A 19,743-nucleotide genomic window follows, 5' to 3' on the forward strand; every position below is an offset into this window, starting at 1 on the left:
CCAGGCGGGTGGTGGTTTCGCGGTCTACGAAGAGGCCCGCGAGCTGCTCGACTGGGGGTTCTCCGCGGCCGGGCGGGTCGATCCGGTGGGCTCGCTGGACGCGCTGCGCGTCAGGCCGAGGCCGGGACCCGAGGTCCAGCCGGTGGCGGCCGCGGTCGCGCCGGAGGACGGGCCCGGCTGGGCCGAGACCTGGGCCGTCTCCGGGGCCGCCGCGCTCGGCGCGGGCGCGGTGGCGCTGGTACTGCGCGCAAGGGGCGGCCAGTTCAGGGGCGGTCGCGTCAAGGGCGCCCGGTCGGGTCGGAGCTGACCGGCCGGCAGCCACAGGAGCAGGCCGAGGGTGATCCAGGTGTAGATGTTGCTGCCGAGGAATCCGTCGACGCCGGACGCGTCGTGGAACCACAGCCACACCACACTGGTGCACAGCACCGCGTACAGGGCGCCCGCGATCCGCGGGTGCCCTGTACGGACGAGTACGGCGAAGGACGGCAGCAGCCACACCAGGTGGTGCACCCAGGTGATCGGGCTGACCAGGCACGCGGCAAGGCCGGTGAGGGCGAACGCGGCCGTCCAGTCGCCGGCCGCGACCGCCCGCCGGGTGCGCACCGCCCAGACGCCGAGGACCAGCAGGACCGCCAGCGCCCAGACCGGGCGGCCCTCGATGCCGAGGCGGGCGAGGATGCCCTGCAGCGACTGGTTGGAGACGTAGTCGAGTCGGCCCACCCGGCTGGTGTCCCACAGCGCCACTGTCCAGTAGAACCGTGACGCGCCCGGGTCCGCCCAGGCGGCCAGCGCGGTGGCCGCCCCCGCGACGGCCGTGGCGACGGCGGCGGCGCGCGGGCGGCGGGCGAGCAGGAGCAGTCCGATGAAGAGCGCGGGCGTCAGCTTGATCGCGGCGGCCAGGCCGATGCCGACACCGGCCCGGTTGCCCCGCCCGGTGCGCAGCAGCCACGCGTCCCCGAGCACGAGCCCCAGCAGCAGCAGGTTGACCTGGCCGAAGCTGAAGGTGTCCCGGATCGGCTCGAACAGCGCCAGCAGACAGGCGCCCAGGGCACAGCCGTACCAGCCGTAGCGCCGCCAGGCTCCCTCGGTCACGATGTGCACGACCAGCGCCAGGGCGGCCAAGTTCAGCAGCAGCGAGAGCGCGATCGCGGTACGCAGGCCTACGAGCGCCATGGGCAGCATGCCGACGGCGGCGAACGGCGGATAGGTGAAGCCGTAGTCCGTGCCGGGCACCCGGTAGTCGTAGATGCGTCCGCCGTGGTGGACCCAGCCGTTGACGGCGCCGTAGTAGACGCGCAGGTCGAACCAGTCGCGCAGCAGTGGGACGGTCGCGGTGAAGGCCGCGACGGCGGCGGCGAGGGCGAGGACCAGCAGCAGTCTGCCGCGGTCGGTGCTGGGCCGCCTCATGCCGTACGCCCCAGGGTCGGGGCCTGTGCCGCCTGGTGGGCCTGCCACAGCACGACGACCGCCAGCACCCCGCCGGAGACGGCGAGGACCAGCTGTCCGGTGTCCGCGGCGCTGCCGCTCGGCAGGGTGGCGAGCGCGAGCACGCCGGTGACGGCGGCCACCCGGTGCCGTACGGAGGTGGTGGGCGCGGCGGCGGCTATCAGGAACAGTCCCCACAGCGCGTACCAGGGACGGATCGCGGGGCCGAAGGCCGCGACCGTGGCGAGGCTGAGGCCGAGCGCGTACACCGGGCGCGGGCGCAGCCGCCACCATATGGCCGCGATCAGGATTCCGGTGATCGCGAGTCCGAGCATGTGCCAGGCGGGGACGGCGAGCGGCGCCAGGTCGCTGCCGACGTGTTCCAACAGGGCGCCCGTGGCGCGGCCCAGGAGGCTGGTGAGGGCCCAGTTGTGCGAGGAGACCGGTGTGTCGAGGGCGCCTATCCAGCCGTATCCGGTGCCGGCCGCGGCCGTCATGGCGACCGTGGTGGCCCCGGCGGCCAGGACCGTCGTCAGGGTGGCCTTCGCCGGGCTGTGTCCGGCCCGCATCTGGAGCAGGACGACCGCGGCGAGACCGAGCGCCGCAGGGGCCTTCACCAGCGCGGCGAGCGTGACGAACACGGCGCCCAGTACCGGCCAGCGGCCGAGGGCGGCGACCAGGCCGATGCCGAGGAGGCCGAGCATGATGGCGTCGTTGTGGGCGCCGGCGATCAGGTGCAGCAGCACGAGCGGGTTGAGGCAGCCGAGCCAGAGGGCGGCGGACGGGTCGGCGCCGCTGTGCCGGGCCAGGCGGGGCAGCGCGGCGGCCATCAGTGCCACGCCGAGCAGGGCCACGAGCCGCATCCCGAAGAGTCCGGCGGGGATCTCGCCGCGGGTCAGTCCGGACAGCACGGAGGCGAGGCCGAGGAAGACCGGGCCGTAGGGGGCGCCGGTCTGCTGCCAGAGCGGGGCGACCTCGTCGGCGAGCGGGCCGCCGAGCTGGGCGGGTCCGTGCGCGTACACGTCCATGTGGGCGTCGACCATGGCGCCTTGGGCGAGGTAGCTGTAGACGTCCCGGCTGAAGAGGGGCGGCGCGAGCAGCAGCGGGGCCGCCCAGACCGCGAGGACGAGCAACAGGGCGCGAGGGGTGGGCGGTTCGGCGCTGCGGACCAGCCGACCGAGCAGCAGCCAGGCGGCTATCAGCAGGACGACGCCGAAGTAGACGCCGACCAGGCCCACGGCGACACGGACGTTGGCGGGGGTCAGCAGATCCTGGACCGGCAGGGCACCGGCCGTCTCGCCCCCCAACGCGAGGAAGGCGGTCCCGGCCAGGCCGAGGACCTGACAGCGGCGGAGATCGACGGGGAAAGCCATGGCCAACACTCGGAAAGCGTGTCAACGCCGGATGGCCGGAAAGCGACACGCCGCTCTCCTGGCGGGGACCTGCGCGTGACCGGCTTGTGATCCCGCCTTCGGACCGATGAATTCCCTGGACTTGACCGGTCTCCCTTGTACCCGACACTCGCAGAACGGACGTGACGACGATGCCCAGCAGCTCCGCCTACGCCAAGGTCAACGGCCTGGAGATGTACTACGAGACCCACGGCGACGACGACGGCACGCGCCGCCCGCTGGTACTGCTGCACGGTGGCGTCCTCACCGTCGACCTGTCCTTCGGCGCCCTGCTGCCCACGCTTGCCCAGGGGCGCCGGATCGTGGCTCCGGAACTTCAGGGACACGGTCACACGGCAGACACCGACCGGCCGATCACGCTGCCGAACCTGGCCTCCGACGTCGTGGCCCTCCTCGACGAACTGGGCATCGAGCAGGCCGACTTCGTGGGCTTCAGCCTGGGTGGCCTGACCGCGCTGCAACTCGCGATCGACCACCCCGAGCGCGTCGGCCGACTCGTCCTGGCCGCCACCCACTACGCCCAGGACGGCTACTACGAGGACGTCCGTACCCCCGACTACAGCTCGCCGCGGCTGCCCAGCGAGGCGGACTTCCAGGAGATGGCCGACGCGTACGCGGCCGTCGCACCGCACCCCGAGCACTTCCAGGACTTCCTGGCCAAGACCTCGACCGCGGCGCACGCCCCGCTGCCCTGGACCGCCGACGATCTGCGCACGGTGGCCGCGCCGACGCTGCTCGTCATCGGGGACACCGATTTCGTACGCGTCGAGCACGCGGCGGAGATGCAACGGCTGATCCCCCGGGCGGACCTGGCCGTCCTCCCGTCCACCACACACATGGCCCTGATGCGCCAAGCGCCCCTGCTGCTGCCGATGTTGGACGCGTTCCTCGACGGAGACGCCAAGTAGCACGAAGGCGGCCCTCGTCGGAGCGCCGAACGGGTCAGAACACCGAAACCCCGGTCAACGTCGTGAAGCGGTCCAGGGCCGCCACGCCCGCCACCGAGTTGCCGCGTTCGTCGAGGCCCGGGCTCCACACGCACAGCGTGCACCGGCCGGGCACGACGGCGATGATGCCGCCGCCGACGCCGCTCTTGCCGGGCAGTCCGACGCGGTAGGCGAACTCGCCCGCCGCGTCGTAGGTCCCGCAGGTCAGCATCACCGCGTTGACCTGCTTGGCCTGGGTGAGGGTGAGCAGCCGGGCGCCGTCGGCGCGGCTGCCGTGCCGGGCCAGGAAGCCGGCGGCGAGGGCGAGGTCGGCGCAGGAGGCCCGCACCGAGCACTGCCGGAAGTACTGGTCCAGCAGGACCGGCACGGGGTTGTCGATGTTGCCGTACGACGCCATGAAGTGGGCGAGGGCGGCGTTGCGGTCGCCGTGCGCGAACTCGGAGGCGGCGACCTCCAGGTCGAAGTCGAGATCCGGGTTGCCGCTCTCGGTGCGCAGGAAGGTCAGCAGTTCGCCCGACGCGTCGCCGGTACGGGTCTGGAGGCGGTCGGTGACGACGAGGGCGCCCGCGTTGATGAACGGGTTGCGCGGGATGCCGCTCTCGTACTCCAGCTGGACCAGGGAGTTGAAGGGGTTGCCGGAGGGTTCGCGGCCCACGTGCTCCCAGAGTTCGTCGCCCTCACGCGCCAGGTCGAGGGCGAGGGTGAAGACCTTGGTGATGGACTGCGTGGAGAACGGCTCGCGCCAGTCCCCCACGCCGTACACCGTGCCGTCCAGCTCCGCGACCGCCATGCCGAAGCGGCGCGGGTCGCAGGCCGCCAGCGCCGGGATGTAGTCGGCGGGCCGGCCGCGGCCGGGGGTCCGCTCCATCTCCTCGGCGATGCGCTCCAGGACCGGCTCGAAGGTCAGCGGCGACGTCATGATCACTATTGTGCCTCCGTGCCGGTCGGGGTGCGCGTCCGCAGGTCAGCCCAGAGATGAACCGTTGCCCGCGACGACCTCGGGCCGCAGCAGGTCGGCGAGGGTCTCGGCGGGCAACAGCCCTTTCTCCAGGACCAGTTCGGCGACTCCCCGGCCGGTGACCAGGGCCTCCTTGGCGATGTCGGTGGCTGCCGTGTACCCGATGTACGGGTTGAGGGCGGTCACCAGACCGATGGAGTTCTCCACGCTCGCGCGCAGCGCCTCGGTGTTGGCCGTGATCCCGTCCACGCACCGCTCGGCCAGCGTCAGACAGGCCGCCCGCAGATGCGTGATGCTCTCCGACAGCGAGTGCAGGATGATCGGCTCGAAGGCGTTGAGCTGGAGCTGTCCGGCCTCGGCGGCCATGGTGATGGTGACGTCGTTCCCGATCACCTCGAAGGCGACCTGGTTGACGACCTCGGGGATCACCGGATTCACCTTGCCGGGCATGATGCTCGAACCGGCCTGCACCGGCGGCAGGTTGATCTCCCCGAGCCCGGCGCGCGGCCCTGATGACAGCAGCCGCAGGTCGTTGCAGCTCTTGGACAGCTTGACGGCGACCCGCTTCAACACACCCGACATCTGCACGAACGCACCGCAGTCCTGCGTGGCTTCGACCAGGTTGGCCGCGGTGACCAGCGGGAGCCCGGTGATCTCGGCGAGGTGGCGCCGGGCGGACTCGGCGTATCCGGCGGGAGCGTTGAGGCCGGTGCCGATGGCCGTGGCGCCCAGGTTGATCTCATGGATCAACTGGACGGCCTCGTCAAGACGATGACGATCCTCGTCAATCATGACGGCATACGCCGAGAACTCTTGACCCAGCGTCATGGGCACCGCGTCCTGCAACTGTGTACGGCCCATCTTGAGCACATCACGGAACTCGACGGCCTTACGGGCGAACGCGTCCTGCAGTACGGACATTGACTCCAGCAGTCCATGCACGGCGAAGACCGTCGCTGTCTTGACCGCGGTCGGATACACGTCATTGGTTGACTGACCAAGGTTGACGTCCTCGTTGGGGTGCAGATACCGGTACTCCCCCTTCGCATGCCCCAACAGTTCCAACGCCCGGTTGGCGACGACCTCGTTGGCGTTCATGTTGGTCGAGGTCCCGGCCCCGCCCTGAACGACATCCACGACGAACTGCTCGTGCAACTTGCCGTCACGGATCTCACGACAGGCGGCGACGATCGCGGCGGCCTTCTCGGGCGCCAGCAGCCCGAGTTCCTCATTGGCGAGAGCGGCAGCTTCCTTGACGGCGGCGAGGGCGTCGATCAAGTGCGGGTACGCGGAGATCGCGGTGCCCGTGATGGGAAAGTTCTCCGTGGCACGCAGGGTATGGACACCCCAGTACGCATCGACGGGAACGTCCCGGTCTCCAAGCAGATCGTGTTCGCGGCGGGTGACGACGTTCATGGGGCTACGGGTCCTCTTTCAAAGGGGGCGAGTACAGCGCCCCGTCAGGGGCGCGGGGAACTGCGCGACCAGCCACAACGGGTCCGCGGATGCACAACGGCCTGTCCAGCGAGGCCCTACGCACAGGCGGGCAAGGGCAACACGGGGTCCAACGCACGCACTGGCCGCACACAACCCACCGGCTCCCCGCCACCCAGCAACGGCTCCCCCGCGAACTCGGTGAGCAGCCCCGGATCAACTCCGGCCCGAGCAAGCGCAGCTGCCGCCACAGGCACCCGCGCCCGACTGGCCCCGTCGGCGATCTTCACGGCAACGGCCCGCCCGTCCGGCAGCGCGGCGACCTGAACGCCCTCAAAGCCGTCCTTGGCAAGCAGCCCGGGAACGGCCCGCATCAACGCGGCCACGTCCCGCCCGGCCCCGGACGCCATCTCCGCGTGCTCACGCATCGCGTCCGCGACTCGCGCTTCGGGAGTACCGGGCGCCGCAGTGACGATCCGCGACACGGCCCGGGCGAGCCCGTGGAGAGAGACGGAGAACAAAGGAGCCCCGCACCCGTCGACGGTCACCCGAGCGATCCGCTGCCCGGTGAGATCCTCGACGATCTCGGCGATCGCCTGCTGCAACGGATGCCCGGGATCGAGATAGTCGTCCAGAGACCAGCCGTTGAGCCGGCAGGCGTAGAGCATGGCCGCGTGCTTGCCGGAGCAGTTCTGGGCAAGCCGGGAGGGCGGCCGTCCCTCGCACACCCAGGTGTCCCGGACGACCGGGTCGAAGGGCAGATCGGGGACGTTGCGCAGGTCGCCCTCGGTGAGCCCGGCGAGTTCGAGGATGCGCCGGGTCCCGGCGAGGTGACGTTCCTCGCCGGAGTGGCTGGCGGCCGCGAGCGAGAGCAGCTCGCCGTCGAGCGGGAGCCCGGCGCGCAGCATGGCCACGGCCTGCACGGGCTTGAGCGCCGAGCGTGGGTAGAACGCGGCCTCGATGTCGCCGATCTGGAGCTGGACCTGGCCGTCGGCGTCGAGGACGACGACGGAGCCGTAGTGGATGCCCTCGATCATTCCGTCGCGTATGAGGTGGGCGACGGGTGCGTGGAGGGGTTCACGGACAAGGGGTGGGTCCGCGAGGGAACTGCTGTACATGACTGCCTGTCGGGGTTCGGACGGCGTGGGTCTCACGCGTCGGGTTCGGTGGTGGACATGCGCGCCAATCGGCGGCGGACGGCGAACCATCCGGCGACCAGCGCGGCAGCGATCAGCGGCAGGCACAGCACGGTGGTGCGGCCCACGCCTCCGTCGGCGTACATGAGGACCAGGACGGCGGCGAGGAAGGCCAGCGTCACGAGTTCGGTCCAGGGGGAGCCCGGCAACCGGTAGCCGGGGCGGGTCAGTTCGCCCTTCTGGGTCTTCTGCCAGAAGAGCAGGTGACAGAGCATGATCATGCCCCAGGTGGAGAGGATGCCGATCGCGGCGAAGTTGAGCACGATCTCGAACGCGTCGGCGGGGACCACGAAGTTGAGGGCCACGCCGAGGACACACATTCCGCTGGTCAGCAGGATTCCGCCGTACGGGACCTGAGTTCGGCTCATCCGGGCGGTGAACTTCGGCGCGGAGCCGTGGACCGCCATGGAACGCAGGATCCGGCCGGTCGAGTACAGGCCGGAGTTGAGCGAGGACATGGCCGCGGTGAGGACGACGAGGTTCATCACGCCGCCGGCCGCCGGGACGCCGATGTTGGACAGCACGGTCACGAAGGGGCTCTGGCCGGCGCTGTACCTGTTCCAGGGCAGCAGCATCGCGAGCAGGACGACCGAGCCGACGTAGAAGAGGCCGACGCGCCACATGATCGAGTTGATCGCCTTCGGCATGATCTTCTCGGGGTTCTCGGTCTCGCCCGCGGCGACGCCCACCAACTCCACGGAGGCGTAGGCGAAGACGACGCCCTGGATGACGAGCAGCATCGGCAGGACACCGCTCGGGAAGATGCCGCCGTTGTCGGCGATCAGCGACGGGCCCGGGGTGTGGCCGTCGACCTGGTGCTGGGTGACCAGCAGGAAGATGCCGATCAACATGAACGCCACGAGCGCGCCCACCTTGACGATGGCGAACCAGAACTCCATCTCGCCGAACATCCGCACCGAGACGAGGTTCACCGTGAGGACGACGGCGAGCGCGATGAGTGCGATCACCCACTGCGGTATGTCGGAGAACATGCCCCAGTAGTGCGTGTAGACGGCCACCGCGGTGATGTCGGCGATGCCGGTGGTGGCCCAGTTCAGGAAGTACATCCAGCCGGCGACGTAGGCGCCCTTCTCGCCGAGGAACTCGCGGGCGTACGACACGAAGGCGCCGGACGAGGGGCGGTACAGGACGAGTTCGCCCAGCGCGCGCACGACCAGGAAGGCGACGAGGCCGCAGACCGCGTAGGCGACGAAGAGTGAGGGGCCGGCGTCGGCGAGGCGGCCGCCGGCGCCGAGGAAGAGGCCGGTGCCGATCGCGCCGCCGATGGCGATCATGTTGATGTGCCGGGACTTGAGGGTCTTGCTGTAGCCCTCGTCTCCGGCGTCGACATGGCCGGAACGTTTCTGCACGCCGTCGTGCAGGGACTGCTCGCTCACGCCTCGGGTCCGCCTTCCGTGGGGGTGTCCGCGCGCGCGGGGCGCACGATGTCGGTGAGGGTCGTCTCGACGCGGTCGAGGTGGTGGGCCATGGCCTCCACGGCGTCGAGTTCGGAACCGTCGACCAGCGCCTCGACGATGGCCCGGTGCTCGCGGTTGGACTGCTCGCGCCGGCCGCCCAGCTCGTTCAGGAAGGCCGACTGGCGGGCCAACGCGTCCCGGATCTCCTCGATCACCCGGCGGAAGACCGGGTTCTGGGCGGCCTGGGCGACGGCGAGGTGGAAGAGCGTGTCGAGGGCGACCCACGAGGTGGTGTCGGTCTCCCGCTCCATCCGGTCCAGCAGGTGCGTGAGGTGGTCGAGGTCCTCGTGCGTGCGGCGCACGGCCGCGTAGCCGGCGACCGGGATCTCGACGTGCCGGCGCACCTCCAGCAGGTCGCTGGCCGCGTAGTCGCCGAAGGTGGGGTCCTCGACCGTGTTGGCGACGACGAAGGTGCCCTTGCCCGTCTTGGAGACCGTCAGACCCATGGTCTGCAGGGCCCGCAGGGCCTCACGCAGCACGGGCCGGCTGACCTCCAGGGTGCGGCACAGCTCCGCCTCGGAGGGCAGCTTGTCCCCCACTTCGTAATCGCCGTTCTCGATAGCGGCACGCAGGTGTCCGAGCACCGCCTCCATGGCGCTGATGCGCCGGGGGCCGCCCTGACTGGCTGTCTGGCTGTCTGACAGGTTCACGGGTGCGATCCTCCGGGTGGCGGGTGGGCGCTGTCAAGGGAAGTGAGCGGTGAAATGCACGGGGCGTGACACCTGAAAGCGGCGTCACGCCCCGTGACGGCCGAGCCACAGATCAACTGCTGCGGTCAACCAGTCGGTCAACGGGCCGGTCAACTGTTGCTGGTCAACTGTTGATCGCGCCCGCGCTCAACAGCCCCAGCAGCAGGGCGCCGACGATGATCCGGTAGATCACGAAGGCGTTGAAGGAGTGCTTGGCGACGAACTTCAGCAGCCAGGCGATGGAGCCGTAGGCGACGACGAAGGAGACGATCGTGCCAACGGCCAGCGGCGCTGCGCCCACTCCCGCGCCGAGGGCGTCCTTGAGCTCGTAGATGCCGGCGCCGGTCAGGGCGGGGATGCCGAGGAAGAAGGAGAGCCGGGTGGCGGCGACGCGGTCCAGGTCGAGGATCAGGGCCGTGGACATGGTGGCGCCGGAGCGGGAGAAGCCGGGGAAGAGCAGGGCGAGGATCTGCGAACCGCCCACCAGCATCGCGTCCTTGAACGTGGTGTCGTCCTCACCGCGCTTGTGCCGGCCCATCTGGTCCGCCGCCCACATCACGCCGCTGCCGACGATCAGCGAGCCCGCGACCACCCACAGGGAGGCGAGCGGCCCCTCGATCAGCGGCTTGGCGGCGAGACCCACGATCACGATCGGGATCGTGGCGGCGATCACCCACCACGCGAACTTGTAGTCGTGGTGGTACCGCTCCTCCTTGTTGACCAGCCCACGGCCCCACGCGGACACGATCCGCACGATGTCCTTGAAGAAGTACACGAGCACGGCGGCGATGGCGCCGACCTGGATGACGGCCGAGAACCCGACGACGGCGTCGTCGTCGACGGGGATGTTCATCAGTCCCTCGACGATCTTCAGATGGCCGGTGGAGGAGACGGGCAGGAACTCGGTCACCCCCTCGACCACTCCGAGGACGGCGGCCTGACCGACGTTGATGACGCTCATGGAATCCAGTTCTGAGGAAGTTGGTCGACAGTGCTGTAGACAGTCTTACTACGCGCGGGTGGGGTCCGGTGGCCTAGCCCCAGAGGGCCTGGGCGACCGAAACCCCGACAAATGCCGCACCGAGGCCCGCCATCACACTGCCTACGACGTTGGCGGCAGCGTAGAGCCCCGCACCGGTCTCCGTGAGCCTCAGGGTCTCGTACGAGAAGGTCGAGTACGTCGTCAGGGCCCCGCACAGCCCGGTGCCGAGGAGCAGTTGCAGGTGGGCGCTCGCGGCCCCCGCGGTGACCGCGCCGGTGAGTGTGCCGAGGATCAGGCAGCCGCAGACGTTCACCGCGAAGGTGCCCCAGGGGAAGACCGAGTCGTGCCGGGACCGCACCGCACGGTCGGTGAGATAGCGCAGCGGCGCGCCGACCACGGCGCCCGCGACGACCAGCAGCCAGTTCACAACGACTTCTTACCCTTCGTGTCCGATGTGGACGGCTTGCGGCGCCACTTGAGGACGCGGCGGGTCACCGTCGCGGCGAGCCACACCGCCGTGAGCGCCGCGAGCAGGGTCGCGGCGAGGTAGGCCAGCCCCGTGCGCGGGTGACCGGCGTCGACGAGCTTCTGGATGTCGATGGCGTACGTCGAGAAAGTGGTGAAGCCGCCGAGCACGCCGGTCCCGAAGAACGGGCGGACGAATCGGTGGGCGGACCGGATCTCGGTGACGAGCACCATGAACGCGCCCATCACGGCGCAGCCGATGACGTTCGTCCAGAAGGTCGCCCACGGGAATCCGCCGGATCCGGCGGGCACCCCCAGGGCGAGCCCGTAACGGGCGACGGCGCCGATGGCGCCGCCGAGGGCGACCACCGCGACGATCGGAGTCTGGCCCCGCCAGTCGGGTCGGCGCGCGGTGGCGGGGCGGGTGCGGAGGCTCTCGGCTTCCGGGGCTGTCATGGTCGTACGTCTCCTACTCGCCGGGGCCCGGGCACGCGGGCACCGCTCGTTCGCAAGTAGGGACCGTTGGCGGCAACGCTGCCGCGGTTCGGGTACGGCGGGCCCCACCGCCGCGCCGCGGGACATGCCCGCGACCGGGCATCAGGTTAACGCCCGGGCGGGACCGGGGTCACTTCGGGACCGGCGGCTCGCACACCGCGATGCCGCGCTCCCACAGGCTGCCCAGCACCAGCTGTCCGGCAGCCTGGCAGACGCTGGTGACCATGCGGAAGCCGGAGCGGCGGCGGGCCAGGTGGTGGACGGTGGCGCCGGTGTCGTCGACCGCGAGGGCACCGATGGTGCCGGTGGGGCGGAAGGGGGCGCGGACCGCGATGCGCGCGGCGGTGGAACGGACGGCGGGGTTGGCGCGGTGCAGGAGGGCGAGAGGCGGGATGCGCGGGCCCGCCAGCGATACCCAGATCGGGCCGTCCGGGCCGCCGCGCCAGAGGTTGTCGGGCATGCCCGGGAGGTTCTCGACGAACGGTTCGGCGCGTCCGGCCTTCGCGCCGGTGAGCCGGTAGCGGGTCAGGCGGCAGGCGCCGGTCTCGGCGACGACCAGGAAGGACTCGTCGGCGCTCAACGCGAGGCCGTTGGCGAACTGCAGCCCCTCCAGCAGCACCTCGGGGGTCTCGCTGCCCGGCGCGAGGCGCAACAGGCGGCCGGTTCCGGTGTGTTCGACGAGGTCGCCGATCCACTGGTCGAGGGCGTAGCGCCGGCTGGAGACGGTGAAGCAGACGCTCCCGTCGGACAGCGCGACGACGTTGCTGCAGAACCGCAGCGGCTCCCCCAGCACCGAGTCGGCGAGGATGCGCACGACACCGTCGGAGAGGTCGACGCGCAGCAGGCCCAGTTCGGCGTCGCACACCAACAGTGCGCCGTCCGGCAGGAGTTCGAGGCCCAGCGGCCTGCCGCCGGTCTCGGCGAGGACCTCGACGCGGGCCTTCGCGGAGTCCGCCAGGCCGTCGATGCGCAGGATGCGGCCGTCCTCGACGCCCGTGATGACACGGCCGCGGGAGTCGGCGACCACGTCCTCGGGGCCCCGGCCGCCGATGTCTACGTAGCGGAGCGGGACGAGTGGCGTGGGTCGGTCCATGTGCGCCTGCCCTTCGGGGAGTTCGCCGGCCGGCGCGCGTACGGACTCCGTCAACGCGCCGCTACCAGCCCTTCTCAAACATGCGCGCGACCTCGGCGATGCGCATCTCGTCGCGCCGGTAGTAGGTGCGCCGGCGGATCCTGCGGGTGCGCACCAGGCCGAGGGCCGCGAGGAGGCCGAGGTGGGTGTCGGCGACCGCGCGGGGCACGCCGAGCTTCGCGGCGACCGCGTCCGCGGTGACGCCGTCCTCGGCTCGGTCGCCGTGCGGCTGTGGTGGGAAGTGCGCCACCGGGTCCTTCAGCCACTCCAGGATGCCCAGACGCTGCTCGTTGACCGGAGTCCTCAACATCTCGTCCTCCTCCCGGACGGACCGCCGCATATCGCGCGTCTTCCCACTCTCCCGCAGACCGGGCCGCCGTGTCCGGGACTCGGCGACCCTTGTCCGGGACCGTACGGCCCGAACTGCCCTGAGCCGCCCTCGACGGGCACTGGAAAAGCGGGCGGGGGCCCGGCCGCTCCCCTGCGACCGGGCCCCCGCCTCGTGGTTCAGCGGTGGCTGAACCACGCCATCGCCGGGAGCGCCTTGTCGTCGTAACCGAACAGGGCCTGGTTCTCCCAGCCGTTGCCTGAGGTGGAGTCGGTCGGGTCCCAGCCGTTGCCGGTGACCGCGGTCCAGGTCGCCTCCCAGTAGAAGACGCCGAGGCCGCGGCCGTTCGGGACCGCCTCCACGATGTTGGCCACCGCGTTCATCCATGCCAACTGGCCCGCCGTGGTGGCCGGGTAGCCCGTGACCAGTTCGCCGGTGGTGTCGATCTGGTTGGCGAGGGAGTCCTCGTTGTCGAGCCGGAAGGGGTAGGCCGTCTCGGCGATGAACACGGGCTTGGCGTAGCGGGCGGCCACGTCGTCGAGGGTGGTCTGCGCGGCGGCGAGCGAGCCGTGCCAGTAGCCGTAGTAGGACAGGCCGATCACGTCGTAGGTGATGCCGTACGTCCTGGCGTTGTCGAACCACCAGCGCACGGTGGCGTCGTCACCGGCGTTGGCGAGGTGCAGCGCGACCTGTGTGCCCGACGAGACCGCCTTCGCCGCGCTGTAGCCGGAGTTGATCAACCCGGCGAGCTGCGACCAGTTGGCGGTGGAGCCGTCGGACCACAGCATGCCGCCGTTGATCTCGTTGCCGACCTGGACCATGTCGGCCGTGGTGCCCCGCGTCTTGAGGGCGTTGAGCACGTCGTAGGTGTGGTTGTAGACGTCGGTCTTCAACTGGCTGTACGAGTGCGAGGCCCAGGCGGCCGGCTTGGTCTGCTTGCCGGGGTCGGCCCAGGTGTCCGAGTAGTGGAAGTCGACCAGCAGCTTCATGCCGGCCGCCTTGACGCGCTTGGCGACGGCGAGCACGTGCGCCTTGTCGTTGTAGCCGTCGGCCGGGTTGACCCACACCTTGAGGCGCGCGTAGTTCATGCCGGCGCTCCTGAGGATGGTGACCGCGTCGCCGGTGGTCCCGGAGCTGGTCCTGTAGACGCCGCCCTTGGCCTCGCTCTTGGCGAGGGAGGAGATGTCGGAACCCTTGATCGACAGTCCGGTCGAGCCGGACGCGAAGGTCAGGTCGTCAACGTTGATCCAGTTGCCCGCGTTCGCGTCGCTGTTGATGCTGATGGTGCACTGGTTGTTCGTCACATTGATCGACGTGACGATCCGGACCCAACTGCTGGTGGAGACCGGCAGATCGGTGCGCTGGTCCGAACTGCCGCAGTTCTTCAGGGCCAGGTAGGCGGAGTTCTGCCCGCCGCCGGAGCGGACCCAGGCAGTGAGCGTGTAGCTGCCGTTGGTCAGGCCCGACAGGTACTGGTACGTCTCCACCTTGTAGGCGGCCGACGAGTACTGGGACAGGCGGTAACTCCCGCCGTGGCCGCCGGACTCGGTGTAGGAGGCGCCGGTGTCGCCGTACTCGGACCAGCCGGTCGGGGCGGCCGCGGCCGCCCCGTCGGACTCGAACCCGCCGTTGGTCAGCGTGCTCGCCGCCTGTGCGGTCTGGGCGGGCAGGGCGGTGAGGGCGAGCCCGGCCACGAGCGGCAGCAGCAGGGCCCTGAGGGTGCGTCTGGGATGGAACATCGTCGTCCGTCGTCCCTTCGACGTGCATGGGGATGGGGGTGCCCGCGCACCGAGCCCGGTGAGGGGAGGAGCCGGTGCGCGGAAGCCCCTCCGCCCGCGGCTCGCAGCTCGCGCGGGCGGAGGGAGTCGGCTCAGCCGTCGAGTCGTACGACCCGGACGGCTCCCGCGGGGACCGCGAGGGGGCCCGCGGCGCGTTCACCGGTCAGCAGCTCGGTGCCGGACGCGTCCAGTGGCACCTTGGCGTCCGACGCGGTGTGGTTGATGGCGAAGAGGAAGCGGCCCGACTCGCCCGTGCGGCGCACCACTTCCACGTCCGGGAGCAGGTCGGGGCGCGGGGCAAGGCGTGCGTCCTCCGTCGCCCAGCCGAGCAGCGCGTCCAGGCCCTCGGCGCCGAGGCGGGTGGAGACGTACCAGGCGGTGCCCTCGCCGAGCCGGTTGCGGGTGACTGCCGGGTGGTCCGCGGCCGGCCCGTCGGCGTAGGTCCACACGGTCTCGGCGCCGCGCGGAACAACGAACTCGGTCCACACGTCGCCGCTGAGTTCGGAGCCGTCCGGGCCGGTGATCCGCGTCGACTCGCCCTGCAGCAGCGGTGCGAACTCCTCGACCGTGAGGCCGAGTACGTCCCTGAGCGCGCCCGGGAGGGGGCCCTCGTGGACGGCGTCGTGCTCGTCGACGATGCCGGAGAAGTACGAGACGACGAGGGTGCCGCCGTTCTCGACGTACTCCTTGAGGTTGTTCCCGGCCGCCTCCGTCATCAGGTACAGCGCGGGCACGACGACAAGGGGATACCTCGACAAGTCGGCTTCCGGGTGGGCGAAGTCGACGGTGAGGTGCCGGTCGTACAGCGCCGCGTAGAAGGCGTCGGCACGCTCGCGTGCGTCGTGGTCCTCGCTGGGCCGCCACTGGAGCTTCTGCGCCCACCAGGAGTGCCAGTCCCACAGGACGGCCACGTCGGCCTCGGTGCGGGTGCCGCGGACCGGGGTCAACGCGTCGACGGCGGCGCCGAGTTCGACGACCTCGCGCCAGACGCGGGTCTCGGTGCCGCCGTGCGGCAGCATCGCCGAGTGGAACTTCTCGGCGCCTCGCCGGGACTGGCGCCACTGGAAGAACATGGCGCCGTCGGAGCCGCGGGCCACGTGGGCGAGGGAGTTGCGGGCCATCTGGCCGGGGGCCTTGGCGGGGTTGCGCGGCTGCCAGTTGACGCCCGAGGTGGAGTGTTCCAGCAGGAGCCAGGGGGCGCCGCCGGCGACCGAGCGGGTGAGGTCGGCGGCCATCGCGAGGTTGACGTGGGTGCGGCGGCCGTCGGTGATCAGGTAGTGGTCGTTGGTGACGATGTCGACCTCGCGGCCCCAGGCCCAGTAGTCGACGGAATCGCACTGGCTGAGGGCGGCCATGAAGTTGGTCGTCACCGGGATGTCCGGGGAGAGGCGGTGCAGGATGTCCCGCTCCATGACGAAGTTCTCGCGCATGGTGGCGTCGGCGAAGCGCTTGTAGTCCAGGGCCTGACCGGGGTTGCCGACGGTGGGAGTGGCGCGCGGCGGGTTGATCTGGTCGAAGCCGGCGTAGCGCTGGCCCCAGAAGGCGGTGCCCCAGGCCTCGTTGAGGGCCTCGACCGTCCCGTACGTCGTCGCCAGCCAGCGGCGGAAGTGGGCGGCGCAGGAGTCGCAGTAGCAGGCCGAGACGGGGACGCCGTACTCGTTGTGCACGTGCCACATCGCGAGGGCCGGGTGGGCGGCGTAGCGCTCGGCGAGCCGGGTGGTGATGGTTGCGGCGGCGGCGCGGTAGTCGGCGTTGCTGTGGCAGATGGCGCCGCGCGAGCCGAACTCGAGGCGCACGCCCTCGGGGGTGACCGGCAGCGCCTCGGGGTGGGCGCGGTGGAACCAGGCGGGCGGGGCGACGGTGGGGCTGCCGAGGTCGACGCGTATGCCGTTGTCGTGCAGCAGGCCGAGCAGGCGGTCCAGCCAGCCGAAGTCGTACTCCCCCGGCGCGGGTTCCAGCAGCGCCCAGGAGAAGATCCCGACGCTCACCATCGTGACACCGGCCTGCCGCATCAGCCGGACGTCCTCCGCCCAGAGCTGCTCCGGCCACTGCTCGGGGTTGTAGTCCCCGCCGAAGGCGAGCCTGGTGAGGCCCTTGGGGGTGGTCTCCGGCATGGGTCTCTCCCGATAGGTCAAAGATTTGGGAACGTGCACACAGAGCGGCACCAGTGCGAGCACACAATAACCGCACCACATCGACCACTGGCAAGGGTCAGTGACGGTTTGATTCTGTGAACGCTCCCAGAGACTGGGCGCCCCCTCGGCCGATCCAACGGTTCCGGCATCTCGATCCGCGCTGCGGGGCCGTAAAGTCATGACCATGAGCAACACGGGGGGCCGACGCAGACCGCCGACGATCCATGACGTGGCCCGCGAGGCGGGGGTCTCGCGCGGGACCGTGTCACGGGTGCTCAACGGCGGGCACTACGTCAGCCCGGCCGCCCAGGAGGCGGTCAACGCCGCGATCCGCAGGACCGGGTACGTCGTGAACCGGCACGCGCGGTCGCTGATCACCGGGCGTTCGGACTCGGTGGGCTTTCTGCTGACGGAGCCTCAGGAGCGGTTCTTCGAGGACCCGAACTTCAACGTCCTGCTGCGCGGCTGCACCCAGGCACTGGCCGCGCACGACATCCCGCTGCTGCTGATGCTGGCGGGCACCGAGGACGAGCGGCGGCGCATCACGCGGTACATCACGGCGGGCCATGTCGACGGGGTGCTGCTGGTCTCCAGCCACTTCGGGGACCCGGTCGCCGAGGAACTGCGCGAGGCGGGCGTCCCGTTGGTCGCCTGCGGGAAGCCGATCGGGCTCGGCTCGAAGGTGAGTTACGTGGCCGCCGACGACCGGGACGGCGCGCGGGACATGGTGCGGCACCTGCTGTCCCTGGGCCGGCGCCGGGTGGGCGTGGTCACCGGGCCGCTCGACACCCCCGGCGGTGTGGAGCGCCTCGCCGGCTACAAGGAGGTGCTCGCCGAGGCGGGCATCGAGATCGACGAACAGCTCGTCGTGTCCGGGGACTACAGCCGGGCCAGCGGCGAGGCGGGCGCCGAGCGGCTGCTCGCGCAGGCCCCGGACCTGGACGCCGTCTTCGTCGCGTCCGACCTGATGGCCCAGGGCGTCCTCACGGCACTGGAGCACGCGGGCCGGCGCGTCCCGCAGGACGTCGCGGTCGGCGGCTTCGACGACTCCCCCGCCGCGGTGGCCGCCCGCCCCGAACTCACCACCATCCGCCAGCCCTGGGACCGCATCAGCGCCGAGATGGTCCGGGTGCTGCTGGCCCAGATCGGCGGCGAGGACCCCGCGGCGGTGATCCTCCCGACGGAGCTGGTGCGGCGCGAGTCGACCTGACGGACGTACCGCGGCCGTACGGGGAGCAGCGCGCCGGCGCCCCGCGGCAACCGGTCAGTTTCCGAGAAGCCAGCGACCCCTCCCCCGCCCTAACGTGAAACCACCGACGAAAACCGTCGGACCATCCACGCGGAGGAGAACGCCATGACTGCCGGTGTGCAGACGATCATCTACCCCGTCAAGGACATCGCCCGGGCGAAGGCCCTGTTCAGCGCCCTGCTCGAAGTGGAGCCGTACGCCGACGAGCCGTACTACGTCGGCTTCAAGGCCGCCGGGCAGGACATCGGGCTCGACCCCAGCGGTCACGCGAAGGGCATGACCGGGCCGGTGCCGTACTGGCACGTCTCCGACATCCGGGGGCGGCTCGCGGCGCTCGTGGAGACGGGCGCCGAGGTGCTGCAGGACGCCCAGGACGTGGGCAACGGCCGGCTGATCGCCTTCGTGAAGGACGCGGACGGCAACCTTGTCGGACTGCTCCAGGACCCGGCCGCCTGAGGTTCGAAAAAGGGCCGACGCTGCATGCACCCGCACTAGTTGCACACTCAACGAATGGCCGATTCGGTGTTACCGTGCGGGTATGGCAGCGAACACCGTCGACGCCCGGCTCGAAGAGAGATGGCGGGACATCCTGTCCGTGCACGCCCGCACGATGTGCGAGATCGACCGGGTCCTGCACCCGCACGGCTTGGGCGCGAGCGACTTCGAAGTGCTCGACATCCTCGCGTCCGAGGCCCCCCGCGAGGGCGACCAGTGCCGGGTGCAGAACCTCGTCGGCCGGGTCCATCTCAGCCAGAGCGCGCTGTCCCGACTCATCGGCCGGCTGGAGAAGGACGGCCTGGTGGAGCGTTCCGTCTGCGTCGAGGACCGGCGCGGGGTGTTCGTCACCCTGACCGGCAAGGGGCGCGACCTGCACGCACAGGTGCTGCCGATCCAACGGGACGCGCTGGCCCGCATGTTGGACGACGGGTCCGCGGCGCTGGACTGAATCCGGGCGGACCGACCCGCGTTCCCCGGGCGGCGTCCGCTCAAGCCCGCCCGTCCGGCGCGCACCCCCGCAGCATGAACGCGATCACCTCGTCCAGCCCGTGCTCCGCGATCTCCGGGGGGAGCATGCCGGTCGCCGCCAGGTCGGCGTAGCCGTGCAGCGTCGCGAAGACCGGTACGCCGACGCGCTCGATGGACCCCTCCCGCACCTCCCCGCTGCGCTGCCCGTCGCTGACCAGCACCTCGATGAGTTCGGACCACTGCCGGGTGGCCTCCTGGAGGGCCTCGGACGCCTCCGGGTCGTGCTTGATCGAGTACATCAGGTCGAGCAGCACGGCGTTGTCCAGGCAGAAGCCCACGTACGCGTGGACCATCGCCTCCAGCCGCTTTCGGAACGCCTCCCCCGCGTCGGCCTGCGACTCCGCCATGACCCGGGTCAACCGCTCGTAGCCGACCAGCGCGAGTGCGTCCAGGAGCGCCTGCTTGTCCTTGAAGTGACGGCTCGGCGCGGCGTGACTGACACCGAGGTCGCGGGCCAGCTCGCGCAGCGACAGCGCGGCGGTCCCCTTCTCCCGGAGGGTCTCTTCGGCGCGGGCCAGCAAGGCGGCACGCAGGTCTCCGTGGTGGTAGCGGCGAGGGCTGGTCTGCATGAGCGCCAGTGTATCGATCGTGTGCACGCTGCCTACATTGTTGAC

The 19,743-nt window shown here is 70.8% G+C and carries 19 protein-coding genes; 4 read left to right on the top strand and 15 right to left on the bottom strand.

What is annotated here, in order from left to right; genetic code table 11:
• Nucleotides 1-24: 24 nt before the first annotated feature.
• Complete coding sequence (locus M2283_RS31390) at nt 25-1,407, bottom strand: glycosyltransferase 87 family protein (protein ID WP_280879823.1); 1,383 nt, start codon at nt 1,405-1,407, stop codon at nt 25-27.
• Entirely contained in the window at nt 1,404-2,798 is a 1,395-nt protein-coding gene (gene mptB / locus M2283_RS31395; protein ID WP_280879824.1) for a polyprenol phosphomannose-dependent alpha 1,6 mannosyltransferase MptB, read from the bottom strand. Before mptB ends, M2283_RS31390 begins: the two co-directional genes overlap by 4 nt.
• A gap of 170 nt (nt 2,799-2,968) precedes the next feature.
• On the opposite strand from mptB, the gene M2283_RS31400 reads away from it, so the two are divergent.
• On the top strand, nt 2,969-3,745 hold the full coding sequence (locus M2283_RS31400) for an alpha/beta fold hydrolase (RefSeq protein WP_280879825.1): 777 nt from the start codon (nt 2,969-2,971) through the stop codon (nt 3,743-3,745).
• Nucleotides 3,746-3,779: 34 nt separating this feature from the next.
• Here the strand turns inward: M2283_RS31400 and M2283_RS31405 are convergent, their stop codons facing one another.
• The 12 genes from M2283_RS31405 to M2283_RS31460 all read right to left on the bottom strand — a co-directional run bounded on the left by M2283_RS31405 (nt 3,780) and on the right by M2283_RS31460 (nt 16,833).
• Nucleotides 3,780-4,712 (bottom strand): glutaminase, encoded by a 933-nt coding sequence (locus tag M2283_RS31405; RefSeq protein ID WP_280880054.1) that lies wholly within the window; start codon nt 4,710-4,712, stop codon nt 3,780-3,782.
• A gap of 36 nt (nt 4,713-4,748) precedes the next feature.
• Nucleotides 4,749-6,158: an aspartate ammonia-lyase gene (gene aspA / locus M2283_RS31410; protein WP_280879826.1), complete on the bottom strand. Its 1,410-nt coding sequence runs from the start codon at nt 6,156-6,158 to the stop codon at nt 4,749-4,751.
• A gap of 116 nt (nt 6,159-6,274) precedes the next feature.
• Nucleotides 6,275-7,294 carry an asparaginase gene (locus M2283_RS31415; RefSeq protein ID WP_280879827.1) on the bottom strand — a complete coding sequence of 340 codons (1,020 nt, stop codon included), beginning with the start codon at nt 7,292-7,294 and terminating at the stop codon, nt 6,275-6,277.
• A 32-nt stretch (nt 7,295-7,326) separates the two neighbouring features.
• Entirely contained in the window at nt 7,327-8,769 is a 1,443-nt protein-coding gene (locus M2283_RS31420) for an amino acid permease (protein ID WP_280879828.1), read from the bottom strand.
• Nucleotides 8,766-9,443: a FadR/GntR family transcriptional regulator gene (locus M2283_RS31425; protein ID WP_280880055.1), complete on the bottom strand. Its 678-nt coding sequence runs from the start codon at nt 9,441-9,443 to the stop codon at nt 8,766-8,768. Before M2283_RS31425 ends, M2283_RS31420 begins: the two co-directional genes overlap by 4 nt.
• 220 nt (nt 9,444-9,663) lie before the next feature.
• On the bottom strand, nt 9,664-10,500 hold the full coding sequence (locus M2283_RS31430; protein ID WP_280879829.1) for an undecaprenyl-diphosphate phosphatase: 837 nt from the start codon (nt 10,498-10,500) through the stop codon (nt 9,664-9,666).
• 73 nt (nt 10,501-10,573) lie between these two features.
• On the bottom strand, nt 10,574-10,948 hold the full coding sequence (crcB, locus tag M2283_RS31435; RefSeq protein WP_280879830.1) for a fluoride efflux transporter CrcB: 375 nt from the start codon (nt 10,946-10,948) through the stop codon (nt 10,574-10,576).
• Nucleotides 10,945-11,442 (bottom strand): fluoride efflux transporter CrcB, encoded by a 498-nt coding sequence (gene crcB / locus M2283_RS31440; RefSeq protein WP_280879831.1) that lies wholly within the window; start codon nt 11,440-11,442, stop codon nt 10,945-10,947. Before crcB (M2283_RS31440) ends, crcB (M2283_RS31435) begins: the two co-directional genes overlap by 4 nt.
• Nucleotides 11,443-11,611: 169 nt before the next feature.
• Nucleotides 11,612-12,574 carry an SMP-30/gluconolactonase/LRE family protein gene (locus M2283_RS31445; RefSeq protein WP_280879832.1) on the bottom strand — a complete coding sequence of 321 codons (963 nt, stop codon included), beginning with the start codon at nt 12,572-12,574 and terminating at the stop codon, nt 11,612-11,614.
• A 61-nt stretch (nt 12,575-12,635) separates the two neighbouring features.
• Entirely contained in the window at nt 12,636-12,923 is a 288-nt protein-coding gene (locus M2283_RS31450; RefSeq protein WP_280879833.1) for a helix-turn-helix domain-containing protein, read from the bottom strand.
• 197 nt (nt 12,924-13,120) lie between these two features.
• Nucleotides 13,121-14,680, bottom strand: a complete 1,560-nt coding sequence (locus tag M2283_RS31455) for a glycosyl hydrolase 53 family protein (RefSeq protein WP_280879834.1) — start codon at nt 14,678-14,680, stop codon at nt 13,121-13,123.
• A gap of 131 nt (nt 14,681-14,811) precedes the next feature.
• Nucleotides 14,812-16,833 carry a beta-galactosidase gene (locus M2283_RS31460; RefSeq protein WP_280879835.1) on the bottom strand — a complete coding sequence of 674 codons (2,022 nt, stop codon included), beginning with the start codon at nt 16,831-16,833 and terminating at the stop codon, nt 14,812-14,814.
• 199 nt (nt 16,834-17,032) lie between these two features.
• On the opposite strand from M2283_RS31460, the gene M2283_RS31465 reads away from it, so the two are divergent.
• The 3 genes from M2283_RS31465 to M2283_RS31475 all read left to right on the top strand — a co-directional run bounded on the left by M2283_RS31465 (nt 17,033) and on the right by M2283_RS31475 (nt 19,049).
• Entirely contained in the window at nt 17,033-18,064 is a 1,032-nt protein-coding gene (locus M2283_RS31465; protein WP_280879836.1) for a LacI family DNA-binding transcriptional regulator, read from the top strand.
• A gap of 144 nt (nt 18,065-18,208) precedes the next feature.
• On the top strand, nt 18,209-18,559 hold the full coding sequence (locus M2283_RS31470) for a VOC family protein (RefSeq protein ID WP_280879837.1): 351 nt from the start codon (nt 18,209-18,211) through the stop codon (nt 18,557-18,559).
• Nucleotides 18,560-18,641: 82 nt separating this feature from the next.
• The gene (locus tag M2283_RS31475) at nt 18,642-19,049 is read left to right on the top strand and encodes a MarR family winged helix-turn-helix transcriptional regulator (RefSeq protein ID WP_280879838.1); all 408 of its coding nucleotides are present in this window, start codon (nt 18,642-18,644) and stop codon (nt 19,047-19,049) included.
• Between the two features lie 40 nt (nt 19,050-19,089).
• On the opposite strand, the gene M2283_RS31480 is transcribed toward M2283_RS31475, so the two are convergent.
• Complete coding sequence (locus tag M2283_RS31480; RefSeq protein ID WP_280879839.1) at nt 19,090-19,698, bottom strand: TetR/AcrR family transcriptional regulator; 609 nt, start codon at nt 19,696-19,698, stop codon at nt 19,090-19,092.
• Nucleotides 19,699-19,743 lie beyond the last annotated feature (45 nt).

The sequence above is a fragment of the Streptomyces pseudovenezuelae genome (genome assembly GCF_029892565.1).
In the GTDB taxonomy this organism is placed as follows: domain Bacteria; phylum Actinomycetota; class Actinomycetes; order Streptomycetales; family Streptomycetaceae; genus Streptomyces; species Streptomyces pseudovenezuelae_A.

Bases quoted from the DNA above. Each gene is read 5' to 3' on its own strand.
- M2283_RS31390 (WP_280879823.1), bottom strand. From the start codon at position 1,407: ATGAGGCGGCCCAGCACCGACCGCGGCAGACTGCTGCTGGTCCTCGCC.
- mptB (WP_280879824.1), bottom strand. From the start codon at position 2,798: ATGGCTTTCCCCGTCGATCTCCGCCGCTGTCAGGTCCTCGGCCTGGCC.
- M2283_RS31400 (WP_280879825.1), top strand. From the start codon at position 2,969: ATGCCCAGCAGCTCCGCCTACGCCAAGGTCAACGGCCTGGAGATGTAC.
- aspA (WP_280879826.1), bottom strand. From the start codon at position 6,158: ATGAACGTCGTCACCCGCCGCGAACACGATCTGCTTGGAGACCGGGAC.
- M2283_RS31415 (WP_280879827.1), bottom strand. From the start codon at position 7,294: ATGTACAGCAGTTCCCTCGCGGACCCACCCCTTGTCCGTGAACCCCTC.
- M2283_RS31425 (WP_280880055.1), bottom strand. From the start codon at position 9,443: ATGGAGGCGGTGCTCGGACACCTGCGTGCCGCTATCGAGAACGGCGAT.
- M2283_RS31430 (WP_280879829.1), bottom strand. From the start codon at position 10,500: ATGAGCGTCATCAACGTCGGTCAGGCCGCCGTCCTCGGAGTGGTCGAG.
- crcB (WP_280879831.1), bottom strand. From the start codon at position 11,442: ATGACAGCCCCGGAAGCCGAGAGCCTCCGCACCCGCCCCGCCACCGCG.
- M2283_RS31445 (WP_280879832.1), bottom strand. From the start codon at position 12,574: ATGGACCGACCCACGCCACTCGTCCCGCTCCGCTACGTAGACATCGGC.
- M2283_RS31450 (WP_280879833.1), bottom strand. From the start codon at position 12,923: ATGTTGAGGACTCCGGTCAACGAGCAGCGTCTGGGCATCCTGGAGTGG.
- M2283_RS31455 (WP_280879834.1), bottom strand. From the start codon at position 14,680: ATGTTCCATCCCAGACGCACCCTCAGGGCCCTGCTGCTGCCGCTCGTG.
- M2283_RS31460 (WP_280879835.1), bottom strand. From the start codon at position 16,833: ATGCCGGAGACCACCCCCAAGGGCCTCACCAGGCTCGCCTTCGGCGGG.
- M2283_RS31465 (WP_280879836.1), top strand. From the start codon at position 17,033: ATGACCATGAGCAACACGGGGGGCCGACGCAGACCGCCGACGATCCAT.
- M2283_RS31470 (WP_280879837.1), top strand. From the start codon at position 18,209: ATGACTGCCGGTGTGCAGACGATCATCTACCCCGTCAAGGACATCGCC.
- M2283_RS31475 (WP_280879838.1), top strand. From the start codon at position 18,642: ATGGCAGCGAACACCGTCGACGCCCGGCTCGAAGAGAGATGGCGGGAC.
- M2283_RS31480 (WP_280879839.1), bottom strand. From the start codon at position 19,698: ATGCAGACCAGCCCTCGCCGCTACCACCACGGAGACCTGCGTGCCGCC.